The following is a 14288-nucleotide window of genomic DNA, read 5'->3' as shown; positions in this document are numbered from 1 at the left end:
CCACTTGCACCTGACATTGATGTCAGCTTCTAGTGTGCCGTACATGAACACACACGGATCCACCGCACTGGTCACCGGCGCAAACCGCGGGCTCGGCCGCGTCTTCGTCCAGGAGCTGCTCGCCCGCGGCGCCCGCAAGGTCTATGCCACCGCGCGCGACGTTGAAGCCATCGACGTACCGGACGGGGACGGCCGCGTCCAGCCGCTGCGCCTCGACATCACCGACCCCGACCAGGTCGCCGCCGTCGCGGCGGCCGCCCAGGACGTCGACCTGCTCGTCAACAACGCCGGCATCGCCACCGCGCAGAACTTGCTCACCGGCGATCCCGCCCTGATCCGTGCCGAGCTGGACACCAATTTTTTCGGGACGCTCGACGTCACCCGCGCCTTCGCGCCGATCCTCGGCCGCAACGGCGGCGGCGCGATCGTCAACGTCCTGTCCCTGCTGTCGTTCCGCACGTTCCCGGGCAACGGCTCCTACGCCGTGGCCAAGGCGGCCGAGTGGCAGCTCACCAACAGCACGCGGCTGGAGCTCGCCTCGCAGGGGACGCAGGTGCTCGGTGTGCACCTCTCGTCCACCGACACCGACATGATGGCCGGCTGGGACATCCCCAAGAACGACCCGCTCGACGTCGTCCGCCTCACCCTCGACGCGCTCGAAGCCGGCGAGCTCGAGGCGCTCGACCCCGACTCCAGCACCGTCAAGGCGCTGCTCGACCTGCCTCCGGAGAAGCTGTACGCCGACTTCCTCTGATGCGAACGTCTCTGCCCGTCGGTCATCGGGGAGTGATGACTGACGGGCAGAGACGGTTGTCGGGGGCTGTGCCAGAACACCTGCACCTGGTCGTGGCCGGCTTCGTCGTCGTTGTCACCGGATGGCCTGGAGGACGCCGCTGATGACGAGCGCGGTGGCCGTGGTCCATGCGACGATCGCGGCCGCCTGCCAGATGAGGATGCGGACCTTGCCGACGCCCGAGGCAGCGAGCATCGTGGCCGTGAACTGGGTCGGCAGCAGCGCGGGCCCGAGCAGGCTCACGCCCGGTACGCCGTAGCGTTCGTAGGCGCGCTGGAACTTCGCCCGGCGCGCGGAGCTGCGAGCTTCATCGGGCTCCATGGCCGGTGCTGACTCCATGGCGGACCAGCCGCCGACCGTCGCGCCGACCCGTGCCTGGGCGTTCGCACGATGCCGGGTGACGACGGCGTTGCGCGCACCGGAACCGAGCAGCACCAGCGCCGCCACACTGAGGAAGTTGCCGATCATCGCTGCAACGGCAGCGACGACCGGGTGGATGCCGCCGAGGATGCCGATCGCCACGCCACCTTCGCCCTCGATGAAGGGGATGGCGCCCGCGGCCGCCACGATCAGCGGCTGCACGAGCTCGGGCACCTGGCCCATGAGGTTCTGGAGGGTTTCGACGAGGTCCATGATCTGCTCCTGTGGTTCGTGGGTCGGGGTGACCCCCGTGCTGACTCCAGTCCACCGTTCGCGCGCGCAGCGCGTAAGTGTCCGTTGTCAGCAGCTTCTGGGCACTTCGCACGCCGCACCCGTGACATGTGTCATGCCCCCCGTCGCCTGATGAGCCGCTAGCGTCACGACCCATGACCTACGCGAACGTCGGCACGCTCGGCACAGCCCCCGGACGGCGCGACGAGCTCGTCGCGCACCTCACGCAACGCAGTACGGAGCTGGCGGACGCGGGCTGCCTGCTCTACGAGGTCGGCGTCAGCGACGACCAGCCGGACACGGTGTTCGTCGCCGAGCTGTGGATATCGGCGGAGGCACACCGCGCGTCGTTGCAGCTGCCCGCCGTGCAGGCGTCGATCGCCGCGGCCCGCCCGCTGCTGTCGGGCGACTTCGGCGGGTTCGACTTCACCGTCGTCGGCTCGCCGCTGAGGGGCTGACCGATGCCGGACGAGCGCACCGCCGTCGTGATCGGCGGCGGCATCGGCGGCCTGGCGTCGGGCGTGGCGCTGGCCCGCCAAGGGTGGGACGTCACGGTCATCGAGCGTGCGACGTCGCTGGACCCGGTGGGCGCGGGGATCGCCGTCGCGCCGAACGCCGTGCGGTCGCTGGACGCGCTGGGCGTCGGGGACGCGACGCGCGACCTGGCCGCGCTGCAGGGCGAGGTCGGCCTGCGCAGCCCGGACGGGCGGTGGCTGCTGCGCGGCCGGGCGGAGGAGTCGACGTCGCTGTTCGGCGACCGCACGCTGCTGCTGCACCGCGCACAGCTGGTCGGCCTGCTCGCGGACGCCCTCCCCGCCGGGTCACTGCGCCTCGGCACGAGCGCCGTCGTCACCGATCCGGGCACGACGTCGCGGCCCGCGCGGATCACGACCCCGGACGGCGACCTCGACGCGGACCTCGTGGTCGCGGCCGACGGCATCGGGTCGGCCACCCGCACCCGCTGGTGGGCGGGCGCTCCGGCGCCGGTGCCGGGCGGGTCGACGGCGTGGCGATTCGTCACCCCGCCGGTGCCGGGCGTCGTCGGCTCGGAGACCTGGGGTCGGGGGATCGTCGTGGGCGTCGCGCCGCTCGCCGACGGGCAGGTCTACGCGTACGCGTCGGTAGCCGAGGCCGCGGGCGTGCCCCGAGACCTCGACGAGCTGCGGGCCCGGCTCGCCGGCTGGCACGACCCGATTCCCGCGCTCCTGGCGTCGGTCGACGACACCGCGGTGCTGCGGCACGAGCTGCGCCACCTGCCCGCTCCCCCGGCGTCCCTCGCGGCGGGGCGGGTCGCGCTCGTCGGCGACGCCGCCCACGCGATGCTGCCGAACCTCGGGCAGGGCGGGTGCCAGGCGATCGAGGACGCGGTGGTGCTGGGCGCACGCGTGCACCCACGCGACGACGTGGCGGCGGCGCTGCAGCGCTGGTCGGCCGAGCGGCGGCCGCGGGTTCAGCGGGTGATGCGGATGTCGGCGCGGGTCGCCGGGCCCACCCTGTGGACGTCGGCGGCCGCCACCGGCGTTCGCGACACGGGAATGCGCGCCCTCGGCCGTTGGACGGAATCGCTCGGTGCCCGGGCCTTGCGGCCCGTGATGAGCTGGCACCCGCCCAGCAGCTGAGCCGCCACCTGCGGCGACGTCGTTGTCCACAGACTCCGAGTCAACCATCTGACGGATTGCCCTACAGTGACCGCGACGTCACCGCCGACAGGAGCCCCGTCATGACCCGCACCCGGGCCATCCTCGCCGCCACCTCCATCGCCGCCGCACTGCTCGTCGCCGGCTGCGACGGCGACGCGCCCGCGCCGCCGTCGCCCGAGCCGACCGCCACCAGCGCGAGCCCTGATGCCTCGTCGTCACCGTCGCCGACATCCAGCTCTGTCGTCGTCGCGCCAGAGCGGCCGAAGGCGATGGACGACGACGGTCCCGCCGGCGCCGAAGCCGCCGCGGTCTACTTCCTCGAGCTCGACGACTACATCATGAAGACGGGCGACACGGCGGAGTATGAAGCGATGTCCCACAAGGATTGTTCGCATTGCAATACGCGCCTCGACCAAGCGAAGGAGATTGCCGAGCGCGGCGATCGATGGGAGGGCGGCGTCATCCGAGCCCACGTGCTCCATACCTACGAGCAGGATGCTGCCACCGGAATCTGGCCGATGGACGTTAAGGTCACGGTGGCTCCGGTAACTGTCACGGATACCTCCGGGAAAGAGGTGTTCACCGACGCTGCCGATGTCACCGAATCTCGAGTCGAAATCGCTCGCCGTGACGGCCAGTGGGTCGTCCTCGAAGTCCGAGAGAATCACGCGCCGTGAAAGCTCATCGGTGGGCAGTCAGTGTCGCCGCGACCATGGCCTTGTTTGCAGCAATTCCTGCGGTTCACGCTGGCGCAGAGCAGCTATCAACCGGACCCGACTCGGGCCGGGATTATGGCGGCTTCGCGGACGCCAACTCCAAAGAGGTCGGAGTTGACGCCAGTTCAAGTGCCTGGAACGACAACGCCGACGGTCGTGAACCTGCGGACGACGAACCCAAGGACCTCTACGCCCGCGCCGACGCGGTGACGTGCGGGACGCTGGGCGACCTGGACTCCCTCAGCGGCATCGTGACCGCCCCCGGCGCGTGCCCCGACGGCAAGGACGTCGCGGAGATCATCGTCCCGTGCGACGAGAGCGAGTACGCGCTCGACGCGCTCTGGGTGCGGCGCGTCCAGGAGGACGGCTCGTACGGCGACGCGGAGCAGCTGTCGGACGACGAGTGCATCACCCCCGCGGACATCGCCGCCCAGGCCCGCCGCGAGTTCAAGTCGATGAAGATCGCCGCGCCGGAGGTGACGGTGCAGGGCAACCCGCCGATGGTGGTGAACGTGCACTACCCGGCGTACACGTCGGGCACGCCGCAGGACCGGCAGGTCACGCTGCTGGGTGTGCCGGTCGTCATCCGCGCGGAGCCGACGGAGTTCACGTGGGACTTCGACGACCCGTACTCGCCGGGCGGCAGCACCCTCACGACCACCGACCCCGGCCGGCCCTGGCACGACGGCGACCCCCTGCCCGACGCCACCTGGGTGGGGCACACCTACAGCCGCCTGGGCACGCCCGGCGCGGACGCCGGCACCGACGTGGACGACAACGGCAACGTGTACCGCACCGGCGTCGCGGTCTTGCTCACCACCACCTGGCAGGGCCGCTTCCGCGTTCAGGGGACCAGCACGTGGACCGACATCGCCGGCACGATCTCTACGACGAGCACCACGGGTCCCACCACCGTCACCGAGGTGCGAACCCACCTGGTCTGCGACGACCTCGAGGGCAGCACCTCCTGCTGAATCGCGCCGCCGGCACCACAGGTGCGGTGCGGGCTGCAGATGCCCGACGCCGTCGTCCTCGCCACCGCGCTCCACCTGGACGGCGCGGTGGCCACTTTCGACGACGCCCTCCGTCGTGCGGCCGAGACCCAGGGAGTCCTGCACAGCTTCACCGTAAGGTGACCGGTCGTCCCCCCCGGAGCCGCGCATCCGCCGGGCGCCCGTCGTCGTCGGAGTCCAGATACCGGACGATCCGCGCGACGGCTTCGCGCCCGGCGCGGTTCGCCCCCACGGTGGAGGCCGACGGCCCGTAGCCCACGAGGTGCACCCGCGGCTCGCCGTCCACCTGGGTGGAGTCCATCCGGATGCCGCCGCCCGGGGCGCGCAGCTGGAGCGGCCGCAGATGGTCCAGGGCGGCGCGGAAGCCGGTGTTCCAGAAGATGACGTCCACGGCGAGCGTCTCACCGTCGGCGGACACGACGCCGTCAGGCACGATCCGCGTGAACATCGGACGGCGCTGGAGCACGCCGCGAGCCTCGGCCGCGAGCAGCCGCGGCGTGCGGATCAGCCCAGTCACGGACACGACGCTCAGCGGTGGCAGGCCCTCGCGCACGCGGTCGGCGACCATCGCGACGGCGTGCGACCCGTCGTCGGGCCCGAACTCGTCGCGCCAGACCGGCTCGCGCCGCGTGAACCAGAAGGTCTGCGCCACGTGCGAGACCTCCTCGAGCAGCTGCACGGCGGAGATCCCGCCGCCGACGACGGCCACCCGCTCCCCGGCGAAGTCCTCGGCGCGCACGTAGTCGGCCGTGTGCAGCTGGCGTCCGCGGAACGTCTCCTGGCCCGGGTAGCGCGGCCAGAACGGCTTGGACCAGGTGCCCGTCGCGTTGACCATCGCCCGGGCGGCGATCACCCCCGACGTCCCCCGACCCTCCCAGCGCACCACCAGGTCGTCGTCTCCTCCGTCAGCGCCGTCCGCCCGCTCGACGCGGCGCACCCGCACCGGCCGCGCGACGGCGAGGCCCAGCTCGTCCTCGTAGTCGCCGAAGTAGGCGGGCAGCACGTCGGCGCTCGCGGCCTCGGGCTCGACGTCCGGCTGCTCGATGCCGGGCAGGTCGTAGATGCCGTTGACCGTGCTCATCCGCAGCGAGCGCCAGCGGTGCCGCCACGCGCCGCCGGGGCCGTCCTCGGCGTCGAGGACCACGAACGTGCGACGGGCCGCGCCGTCGACACCCGGCTGCGCACCCGCGGGCACGAACCCGCGGCGCCGCAGGTGATAGGCCACGGACAGCCCCGCCTGGCCCGCGCCGATGACGACGACGTCGGCCACGGTGGGCAGCACGTCGGTCGGGGTCATGACCACGAGAACGCCGGTCCGGCCTGCAGTCTTCCCTCGCGCCGCATGGAGGGCGCCACCGCGGAGGGCACGCCACCGCGGTCATCGTCCGGATCGTAGGCTGGCGGGGTGTCGGACACCGGAATCCCGGCGGCCCTCTGCGGCGCGACCACCTGCCGGATCACCACTCGCGGGCGCGTCAGCGGCGCGGCGCATGCGGTGACGGTCTGGTTCGCACCGGTTGGCACTCGGCTGTACGTCGCGGTGCGCGGAGGGCCTCGCAGCGACTGGCTCCAGAACGCACTCGCGCAGCAGCGGGTGGGCGTGAGCCGACGCAGCAGCTCATGGTCAGCCGCCGCGACGCTCGTCAGCGATCCAGACGAGAGCCGTCGTGCCGTCGAGGCGTTCGCCGCCAAGTACGCCCGGCACGGCTCGATCATCCGCGCCTGGCGCGCCGACGCTCCCACCTTCGCGCGGCTCGACCTCGACGTGTGACCTCCTGGCACCCGCCACGACGGGGATGATCGCCCTCGGCGAACCCGGAAATTGAGTCGAGGGCGCTCAAGTTGAACCCTTCAGCAGCACCCACCTGGAGGAGGACAGCATGACCACCACCCTGACCCGTACCCCGTTCGCCGACGCCTGGCTCCGCGACCTGTGGACGCCGCGTCTCGCGACCGAGAGCCCCGTGCCCGCGGCCGACGTGTACCGCGACGGCGAGGACCTCGTCGCCCGCCTCGACCTGCCGGGCGTGAACCCGGCCGAGGACGTCACCGTCGAGGTCGAGGGCCGCAAGCTCGTCGTGCGCGGCGAGCGCAAGGACCAGCGCACGGAGGAGTCCGAGGGCCGCCGCATCTCGGAGGTCCGCTTCGGCTCGTTCCGTCGCGTCGTCACGCTGCCGAAGGCCGTGGACGGCGACGCCGTCCGCGCGACCTACGACGCGGGCGTCCTGACAGTGACCGTGGCCGGCGTCTTCGCCGGCACCGCGCCGCAGCGCGTCGAGGTCACCACCGCCGCCTGAGGCGGAGGTGCAGCGAAGGGTGGGGGCCGAGGAACGAGGCCCTCGCCCGCAGCGGAACCGCAGACTCGGGCGGCCGACACCACCGCCGCCTGAGGCGGAGGTGCAGCGAAGGGTGAGGGCCGAGGAACGAGGTCTCGCCCGCAGCGGAACCGCAGACTCGGGCGGCCGACAACACCGCCGCCTGATCGCTCAGGCGCACGCCCGACGGCGTCCGGTCGCTTCCGCGACCCGGGCGCCGTCTGCATGTCCGGTGTCACGTCTCCGACCCCCACCCCGTCGTGGTGTCAGAACCGACGACGATGAGGGAGAGACGATGTCTGAGAAGAACATCAGCAAGGTCGTGGTGATCGGCGGCGGGTACGCCGGTGTGATGACGGCCAACCGGCTGACCAAGCGCGACGACGTGACGGTGACCCTGATCAACGCCCGCCCGCAGTTCGTGGAGCGGATCCGCCTGCACCAGCGGGTGGCGGGCTCGAACGACGCGGTCGTGAGCTACGACGAGATCCTGGCCGACGGCGTGCGGCTGACGGTCGGCACCGTGGACCGGATCGACGCGCCCGCGCGCCGGGTGACCCTGGCCGACGGCGGCACGGTCGGCTACGACTACCTCGTGTACGCGGTGGGCAGTACCAGCGCCGATCCGAGCGTGCCGGGGGCGGCCGAGCACGCGTATCCGCTCGCCAGCCTGGAGGAGGCGGACCGGCTGATGCCGGCGCTCGACGCCGTGGGTCGCTCGGCCGCGATCACCGTGGTCGGCGCGGGTCCGTCCGGCCTCGAGACCGCCACCGAGCTGGCGGAGCAGGGCCGACGCGTGACGCTGGTCGGCGGCGACGTGCTCGGCCCGTACCTGCATCCGAAGGGACGCGAGGTCGTCGCCGCGACGCTCGCCCGCCTCGGCGTCACCGTGCTGGCGGGCCCGTCGGCCACGGTCACCGAGGTGACGGCCGACGTCGTGCGGCTCGCCGACGGGCGCGAGATCCCCGGCGACGTGACGATCTGGACCGCGGGGTTCCGCGCGCCGGACCTCGCCGCGCGCAGCGGCCTGAGCACCGACGCCGCGGGCCGCCTGCTCACGGACGAGACGCTGACCAGCGTGGACGACGACCGCATCGTCGCCGCCGGCGACTCGGCCGCGCCGTCCGACCGGCCGTTCCGCATGAGCTGCCAGGCCGCGGGGCAGCTCGGCGGGGTGGCCGGCGACACGGTGCTCGCCAAGATCGCGGGCGAGGAGCCCGCACCCGCCGCGGTCGGCTTCCTCGGCCAGTGCCTCAGCCTCGGCCGCAGCGCCGGCCTCTTCCAGTTCGCCCGGCGCAACGACGACCCCGTGAGCCTCTACCTCGGCGGCCGCCTGGCCGCCAGGCTCGGCGCGGGGCTCAAGGAGCTCGTCTGCTGGAGCACCGTCAAGCAGCTCACCTGGGAGGCCCGAAAGCCTGGGCTGGTGCGGTTCCCGTCGTTCATGGCCGACCCGCGACGTCGCCAGGTGCTGAGCGAGCAGGCCGCGCCCGAGCGGGCCGACGTCGTCCGGGTTGCCTAGGTCGCGCCCCGCCGGCTCAGGCGGGCACGGGGTCACGACCGGCCGAGCCTGGTCATCTGGTCCTCGATCCGCCGGAGTCGCGACTGCATCGCGCCCAGCAGCTCGGGGCACCCCGCCCACTCCGGGACCTCCCCGACGGCGCAGGGCAGCACGTAGGCGATGTCCTCGGACGACAGGCCCGCGCCGAGCAGATGCCAGATCTGCCTGACCCGCAGTACGGCGTCCTCGCCGTACTCGCGATAGCCGTACGCGCCGCGGTCGGCGTCCAGGAGGCCCTGCGACCCGTAGTAGCGCAGCTGGTGGGCGCGGACTCCCGTCCGACGGCTCAGCTCCCCGATCCGCATCCCGCTCCCCCTTGACCTTCACACCGGTATGAACGTCGACGATGCACGGCCCTGCTCACGACGGCCGGTGTCGACGCCGCGGCATACGCCCCGTTCGCGCAGCAGATCGCGGCCGGGGTGGCCGGGTGGCTGCCCGGGTACGCCGCCCAGATCGACCGCGGTTCGTTCCCCGCCGAGATCTCGGCCCTGGAGACCGACGCACGCGCAATGTCGCACCTGGTCGAGGAGAGCGAGGCGGCGGGTGTGAACGCCGAGCTGCCGAGGCTGATCAAGGCGATGGCCGACCGCGCGATCGCCGCAGGGCACGGCGCCGAGCAGTACCCCGTGCTCATCGAGGAGTTCAGCAAGCCGTCGACGGCCGACCGGGAGCCCCGGCTCCGGCCCTAGCCCTCGAGCGCGTCCCACAGGACCCGCACCGCCTTCGGCCGGACGCCCAGCATCAACCCGTCAAAGCCGACAGCCGGTAGCGTGCCCGGCATGGCAGAGAGCTCCCCGAGGGCCCGGGATCACGTACGGCTGCGCGACGACGTCCGCCCGGGCGAGGAGGACAGGGCGTACCTGCCCGGCATGAGCAGCGCCTGGAAGATGCCCTGGTACGACGTGCAGAGCTGGTGGCGTCGCGCCGGCCGCCTGCACCGCCGCACGGTCGAGCTCGCGGGCATCACCGGCGGCCAGCACGTGCTCGACGTCGGCTGCGGCACCGGCAACCTCACGCTCGCCGTGCTGCGCACCGTGCCCGACGCCGTCGTCACCGGCCTCGACCCCGACGGCGCCGCGCTCCGCCGTGCGGCGCGCAAGGCCCGGCGGCGCAGGGTGGGCCGCACCGGCGACCTCACGCTCGTCCGCGGGTTCGCCGACCGGCTGCCCGCCGCCGACGCGAGCCTCGACCACGTCCTCTCCTCGCTCGCGCTGCACCACGTGCCGCTGGACGAGAAGGAGCGGTTCGCGGCCGAGCTCGTCCGCGTGCTCCGCCCCGGCGGCCGGGTCACCATCGCCGACCTCGACGCACCCGGGGGCCACGGGCACGGCGGCGGCCACGGGCACGGCGGCGGTCACGGGCACGGCGGTCACCCGCACGGGCACGGGGGCGAGATCGGCAGCAACCAGCACCGCGAGGACAACGCCGACGGCGGCATCCAGCGGCTGCTCACGGACGCCGGCCTGGTCGACGCCCGCGAGGTGGGCCGCACGACCTTCATGGACACGCCGGTCATGTGGGTCCAGGCCGGCCGCCCCTGAGCGGTTCCGCCGTCAGGCGGATCCCTGCGGCGCGAACTGCGACAGCACCAGCTCGGCCCCCTGCGGGTCGCGCACCACCGCGCGGCGCTCCCACTCGTCGTCCTTCGTCGACAGCACGGTGCCGCCCGCCGCCCGCGCGGCGTCGGCCGAGGCGTCGCGGTCCGCGATCGCGAAGACGACCGACCACCGGGCCGGGCCGTCGGTGTGCTGGATCCCGGCGACGGCGTCGGCGAAGCCAGGCGGCGCAAACCCCACCTGACGCTCGAAGATGTCGGGGTCGGAGGTGGCGGCCAGGTGGTCGCCGTACCCCGGCACGCGGGCCATACCGATCGCTAGCTCCGGGTCCACCTCCCAGCCGAGGAGCGCCCCGTAGAACGCGACGGCGCCGTCGCGGTCGGAGGTCTCGAGGTTGCTGAAGTTCCACGTGCCCGGCGCGTTGACCACCTGCGCTCCGAGCCGGTACCCGGCCTGCCACAGGCGGCCCGGCGCACCCTGGGGGTCGACGATGCGCGCCATCCACCCCGCGACGTGGCCGGGCGGGCCCACGGGCTGGGCCGCCGAGGCGACGACCCCGCCCAGCTCGGCGACCCGCGCGGCCGCCGCGTCGGCGTCGTCCACGGCGAGGTAGGTGTGCCACTCCGTCCCGCCCTCGAACCCCGGGTCGGGGCTGGCGATCCCGGCGATCGCCGTATCGTCGGTGCCGTCCCACGACGCCACGACGTACCTCCCGGGCGCCCCGGGCGGCAGCTTGTCCGTGAACGTCCAGCCGAACAGTGCGCCGTAGAACGCGATCGCGGCGTCCACGTCCGGCGTCTCGAGGTCGATCCAGCTGGGTACCCCGTGCGGGTAGGTGTGTGACGTCATGCCTCCAGGCTGCTCCGCGCCACCGACATCGAGCCCGACATCGAGCCCCGCAGGTCGCCGATCCCGCCCTCGAGCATCGCCAGGGCCGAGCGCGTGAGGCGGCGGACGTCCTGATCGAGCTCGGCCACCCGGTCGTCGTCGAGCACGCGGCGGCGCACGTGCAGGAGGAGGGCGCGCTGCACGCCGACCAGCGCGGCGGCGGCCGTGCGGGCGAGCACGTCGACCTCGTCGTCCTCGGACGGGGTATGAGCCACCGTGCCCCGGGGCGCCCCGCCCGTTCCACGCCCCGCCTCCGCGGCGAGCTGCACCGCCAGGGCGTCAGTGTACCGGTCGGTGGCCTGCCGCTCGCGCGCCTGGAGCGCGGGGCTCGCGGCGACGACCCTGTGCAGGGTACGCAACCGCTCCGCCGCGCCCGGTTCCCCGGCCGAGGCCTGGGCGACGAGTCCGCCGGAGGCCGTCAGGGCGCGTTCGACGGCCGCGACCACGGTCTCTCCTTCTGCCCGCCCCGCGACGGTGGCGACCAGCCGGTCGCCGAACTCGTCGAGCCGCGGGAAGAACAGGTCCTCCTTGCCGCGGACGTAGTTGAACACCGTCGCGGGCGCGACCCCCGCGTCCCGAGCGATCTGCTGCACGGTCACGTCGTCGTAGCCGTGATCGGCGAACAGCCGCCACGCCGCGTCGAGGATCGCGCGCCGCGTGCGCTCCTTCTTCTCGTCCCGCAGTCCCACTCATCCACTCCTCGTCCGAGCCTGTACGGAAGTCTAGATCCAGACTAGTTTTAGAGTTACTCTAATTTTAGACCGACTCGAAGATTTGGAGACAGCCGATGCGGATCAGCATCAACCTCACCGACCAGTCCTGGCAGGGAACGGCGCCGACGGCGATCGCCGATGTCGCGCGCCGCGCCGAGGACGCCGGCGTCGACACGCTCTGGCTCCCCGACCACCTCGTCCAGGCCGACCCCACGGTCCCGGCGGACCACGACGACCAGCTGGAGGCGTTCACGACCCTCGGCCACCTCGCCGCGCTCACGTCGCGCGTGCGGCTGGGCACGATGGTGGCCGCGGCGACGTTCCGCGCCCCGGCCCTACTGGTCAAGGCCGTGACTACGCTCGACGTGCTCAGCGGCGGGCGCGCGTGGCTCGGCGTCGGCGCGGGCCACCACGGCGGCGAGGCCGCGGACATGGGTCTCGACCTGCCCGCCACCGGGGCTCGGATGGACCGGCTCGCCGACGTCCTTCGCCTCGCCCGCCGGATGTGGGCGGGCGACGAGAGCCCGTTCGTCGGCAGCGGCGGCCTCCGCCTCGAGCGCCCGCAGTGCCGGCCGGGTCCGGTGCACGAGGGTGGACCGCCGATCCTCGTCGGCGGCGCCGGCGAGCGCCGCACCCTGCGGCTCGTCGCCGAGCACGCCGACGCGTGCAACGTCTTCGACATCCCCGACGAGGGCGCGACGGTGCGGCACAAGCTCGCCGTCCTCGCCGCGCACTGCGCCGACGTCGGCCGCGACGTCGCGGACCTCGACCGCTCGCTCAGCGCGCGCCTGACGCCGGGCGAGCCCGCGGACAGCCTGGTGCGCCGGGCCGAGGCCGCCGCCGCATGGGGCATCACCCACCTCGTGCTCATCACCCCGGAGCCGTGGGGCGCGGCCGCGCTCGACGCCGTCGGGCGGGCCGTCGCCGAGGTCGCGACGCTCGAGGCCACGGTGCCGCAGCCCCTCGGCCGCTGACCGGCACGCTCAGAACGGCACGCTCAGAACGGCACGCCGCAGCGCAGGACGACGTTGGCGTACGGCGTCGCCTCGCCGGTGCGCACCACGAGCGCGGCGCCGGCGCTCAGCTCCTTGAGCCGCTCGTGCGGCACCGCGGACGGCTCGAGGCCGCGCGTCGTGACCCACCGCTCGACGACCGTGCCACGCGCCTCGTCCGCGATCGTGGACGCCTCGACGACGAGCTCGTCCAGCAGCGCGTCGAGCACCTGCTCGAACGTCGGGACCCCGGGCACGAGCGCGAGGTCGACGACGGCGACGGCGACCTCGCCGCCGCGCGGCAGCGGCAGCCCGCGGTCGGCGACGACGACGCGGTGGGTGTGCCCGAGCCGCGCGACCTCCCGGGCCAGGTCAGCGTGCAGGATCCCGCCGCGCTTCACTCCGGTACCCCCGACTCGCGGCGGCCCGAGCCGCCCGGCGTCACTTGACGAAGTCGGCGACGTTGTCCGCCGTCACCGTCTCGACGGGCACGGGGATCTCGGCGTCGACGCTCTCCCCCGCGAGCACCTTCGACATCACCTCGACGGCCTGCTTGCCCAGCTCCACGGGCTGCTGGGCGATCGTCGCGATCATCGTGCCGTCCTGCACGGCGGCCAGGCCGTCGTCGGTGCCGTCGAAGCCGACGACGGCGACGTCATCGCCCGCGCGGTCGCCGAGCGCCTGGACGGCACCGAGCGCCATCTCGTCGTTCTCGGCGAAGACGGCCGCCGCGTCCGGGTGCGACTGCAGCAGGTTGGTCGCGACGTCGAGCGCCTCCGCACGGTCGAAGTTGGCCGTCTGCGTGGCCACGACCTCGATGTCCGGGTAAGCCTCCAGGCCCTCGGCGAAGCCCTGGCCGCGGTCACGGCTCGCGGACGTGCCGGCCACGCCCTGCAGCACGATCACCTCGCCCTTCTCCCCGATCGTGGCGGCGAGCGCGTCGGCGGCCTGCTTCCCGCCCGCGACGTTGTCGCTCGAGACGAGGGAGCCCACCTCGGCACCGTTGACGGCCCGGTCGACGGCGACCACGGGGATGTCGGCCTGGATCGCGGGCCCGATGCCGGCGCCCGCGGCGTCGGAGTCGACCGGGTTGATGATGAGGCCCTCGGCGCCGCCGGTGACGGAGTTCGCCACCTGGTTGGCCTCGGTCGTCGAGTCGTTCTGCGCGTCGACCACCTCGAGCTCGATGCCGAGCTCGTCGGCGGCGGCCTGCGCGCCGTCGCGCACGTCGACGAAGAACGGGTTGTTCAGCGTGGACAGCGACAGGGTGACGGACTTGCCCTCGGCGGCGCCTTCGCCCTCGTCGCCCGATCCGCCGTCGCCGCCCCCGGTGTCCCGGTTACAGGCCGCGAGCGTGAGCGCGAGCGTCGTGCCGAGCGCGACGGTGGCCGTGAGGCGGCCGGTGCGTGTGATGCGGTTCCGCAGCATGGTTCTGCTCCCTGGGTGTGGG

General features: G+C 73.3%; 19 protein-coding genes. 12 read left to right on the top strand and 7 right to left on the bottom strand.

Annotation, left to right across the window (positions count from 1 at the left end; all coding sequences use genetic code 11):
* Nucleotides 1-43 precede the first annotated feature (43 nt).
* Nucleotides 44-754 carry an SDR family oxidoreductase gene (locus AC1C2V_RS12735; RefSeq protein WP_495389988.1) on the top strand — a complete coding sequence of 237 codons (711 nt, stop codon included), beginning with the start codon at nucleotides 44-46 and terminating at the stop codon, nucleotides 752-754.
* 114 nt (nucleotides 755-868) lie between these two features.
* On the opposite strand, the gene AC1C2V_RS12730 is transcribed toward AC1C2V_RS12735, so the two are convergent.
* Entirely contained in the window at nucleotides 869-1426 is a 558-nt protein-coding gene (locus AC1C2V_RS12730) for a small multidrug efflux protein (protein WP_495389987.1), read from the bottom strand.
* Nucleotides 1427-1599: 173 nt separating this feature from the next.
* Here AC1C2V_RS12730 and AC1C2V_RS12725 point away from each other — a divergent pair, with 173 nt between their 5' ends.
* The 5 genes from AC1C2V_RS12725 (at nucleotide 1600) to AC1C2V_RS12705 (ending at nucleotide 4936) form a co-directional block, all read left to right on the top strand.
* Nucleotides 1600-1902 (top strand): putative quinol monooxygenase, encoded by a 303-nt coding sequence (locus AC1C2V_RS12725; protein ID WP_495389986.1) that lies wholly within the window; start codon nucleotides 1600-1602, stop codon nucleotides 1900-1902.
* A gap of 3 nt (nucleotides 1903-1905) precedes the next feature.
* Nucleotides 1906-3063 (top strand): FAD-dependent monooxygenase, encoded by a 1158-nt coding sequence (locus AC1C2V_RS12720; RefSeq protein ID WP_495389985.1) that lies wholly within the window; start codon nucleotides 1906-1908, stop codon nucleotides 3061-3063.
* 101 nt (nucleotides 3064-3164) lie between these two features.
* Nucleotides 3165-3761, top strand: a complete 597-nt coding sequence (locus AC1C2V_RS12715) for a DUF6318 family protein (RefSeq protein WP_495389984.1) — start codon at nucleotides 3165-3167, stop codon at nucleotides 3759-3761.
* Between the two features lie 35 nt (nucleotides 3762-3796).
* Nucleotides 3797-4774, top strand: coding sequence for a hypothetical protein (locus AC1C2V_RS12710; protein ID WP_495389983.1), 978 nt, complete (start codon nucleotides 3797-3799; stop codon nucleotides 4772-4774).
* Nucleotides 4775-4813: 39 nt separating this feature from the next.
* Nucleotides 4814-4936 carry a hypothetical protein gene (locus tag AC1C2V_RS12705; protein ID WP_495389982.1) on the top strand — a complete coding sequence of 41 codons (123 nt, stop codon included), beginning with the start codon at nucleotides 4814-4816 and terminating at the stop codon, nucleotides 4934-4936.
* On the opposite strand, the gene AC1C2V_RS12700 is transcribed toward AC1C2V_RS12705, so the two are convergent.
* Nucleotides 4923-6110 carry an FAD-dependent oxidoreductase gene (locus AC1C2V_RS12700; RefSeq protein WP_495389981.1) on the bottom strand — a complete coding sequence of 396 codons (1188 nt, stop codon included), beginning with the start codon at nucleotides 6108-6110 and terminating at the stop codon, nucleotides 4923-4925. The two genes, AC1C2V_RS12705 and AC1C2V_RS12700, sit on opposite strands and share 14 nt — an antisense overlap.
* Nucleotides 6111-6218: 108 nt before the next feature.
* Here AC1C2V_RS12700 and AC1C2V_RS12695 point away from each other — a divergent pair, with 108 nt between their 5' ends.
* From AC1C2V_RS12695 to AC1C2V_RS12685, 3 genes are all read left to right on the top strand, one after another.
* The gene (locus AC1C2V_RS12695) at nucleotides 6219-6584 is read left to right on the top strand and encodes a nitroreductase/quinone reductase family protein (RefSeq protein WP_495389980.1); all 366 of its coding nucleotides are present in this window, start codon (nucleotides 6219-6221) and stop codon (nucleotides 6582-6584) included.
* A 109-nt stretch (nucleotides 6585-6693) separates the two neighbouring features.
* A complete protein-coding gene (locus AC1C2V_RS12690; RefSeq protein ID WP_495389979.1) occupies nucleotides 6694-7110 on the top strand; it encodes an Hsp20/alpha crystallin family protein in 417 nt (138 codons plus the stop codon).
* A gap of 313 nt (nucleotides 7111-7423) precedes the next feature.
* Nucleotides 7424-8647 carry an NAD(P)/FAD-dependent oxidoreductase gene (locus AC1C2V_RS12685; RefSeq protein WP_495389978.1) on the top strand — a complete coding sequence of 408 codons (1224 nt, stop codon included), beginning with the start codon at nucleotides 7424-7426 and terminating at the stop codon, nucleotides 8645-8647.
* A 32-nt stretch (nucleotides 8648-8679) separates the two neighbouring features.
* Here AC1C2V_RS12685 and AC1C2V_RS12680 read toward each other — a convergent pair whose 3' ends face one another.
* Nucleotides 8680-8991 (bottom strand): MerR family transcriptional regulator, encoded by a 312-nt coding sequence (locus AC1C2V_RS12680; RefSeq protein ID WP_495389977.1) that lies wholly within the window; start codon nucleotides 8989-8991, stop codon nucleotides 8680-8682.
* A 51-nt stretch (nucleotides 8992-9042) separates the two neighbouring features.
* Between AC1C2V_RS12680 and AC1C2V_RS12675 the strand changes: the two genes are divergently transcribed.
* Nucleotides 9043-9378: an imine reductase family protein gene (locus AC1C2V_RS12675; RefSeq protein WP_495390158.1), complete on the top strand. Its 336-nt coding sequence runs from the start codon at nucleotides 9043-9045 to the stop codon at nucleotides 9376-9378.
* Between the two features lie 90 nt (nucleotides 9379-9468).
* Nucleotides 9469-10230, top strand: a complete 762-nt coding sequence (locus tag AC1C2V_RS12670) for a class I SAM-dependent methyltransferase (RefSeq protein WP_495389976.1) — start codon at nucleotides 9469-9471, stop codon at nucleotides 10228-10230.
* 12 nt (nucleotides 10231-10242) lie between these two features.
* On the opposite strand, the gene AC1C2V_RS12665 is transcribed toward AC1C2V_RS12670, so the two are convergent.
* Both AC1C2V_RS12665 and AC1C2V_RS12660 read right to left on the bottom strand, forming a co-directional pair.
* Nucleotides 10243-11094 (bottom strand): VOC family protein, encoded by an 852-nt coding sequence (locus AC1C2V_RS12665; protein ID WP_495389975.1) that lies wholly within the window; start codon nucleotides 11092-11094, stop codon nucleotides 10243-10245.
* Complete coding sequence (locus AC1C2V_RS12660) at nucleotides 11091-11822, bottom strand: TetR/AcrR family transcriptional regulator (RefSeq protein ID WP_495389974.1); 732 nt, start codon at nucleotides 11820-11822, stop codon at nucleotides 11091-11093. Before AC1C2V_RS12660 ends, AC1C2V_RS12665 begins: the two co-directional genes overlap by 4 nt.
* Nucleotides 11823-11920: 98 nt before the next feature.
* Between AC1C2V_RS12660 and AC1C2V_RS12655 the strand changes: the two genes are divergently transcribed.
* Nucleotides 11921-12820: an LLM class flavin-dependent oxidoreductase gene (locus tag AC1C2V_RS12655; RefSeq protein ID WP_495389973.1), complete on the top strand. Its 900-nt coding sequence runs from the start codon at nucleotides 11921-11923 to the stop codon at nucleotides 12818-12820.
* A gap of 23 nt (nucleotides 12821-12843) precedes the next feature.
* Here AC1C2V_RS12655 and rbsD read toward each other — a convergent pair whose 3' ends face one another.
* Together rbsD and AC1C2V_RS12645 are read right to left on the bottom strand one after the other, a co-directional pair.
* A complete protein-coding gene (rbsD, locus tag AC1C2V_RS12650) occupies nucleotides 12844-13239 on the bottom strand; it encodes a D-ribose pyranase (protein ID WP_495389972.1) in 396 nt (131 codons plus the stop codon).
* 40 nt (nucleotides 13240-13279) lie between these two features.
* The gene (locus AC1C2V_RS12645) at nucleotides 13280-14266 is read right to left on the bottom strand and encodes a substrate-binding domain-containing protein (RefSeq protein ID WP_495389971.1); all 987 of its coding nucleotides are present in this window, start codon (nucleotides 14264-14266) and stop codon (nucleotides 13280-13282) included.
* Between the last annotated feature and the right edge of the window lie 22 nt (nucleotides 14267-14288).

Source organism: Isoptericola sp. Y541 (assembly GCF_059445465.1).
This window is presented reverse-complemented; position numbering and strand designations above follow the sequence as displayed.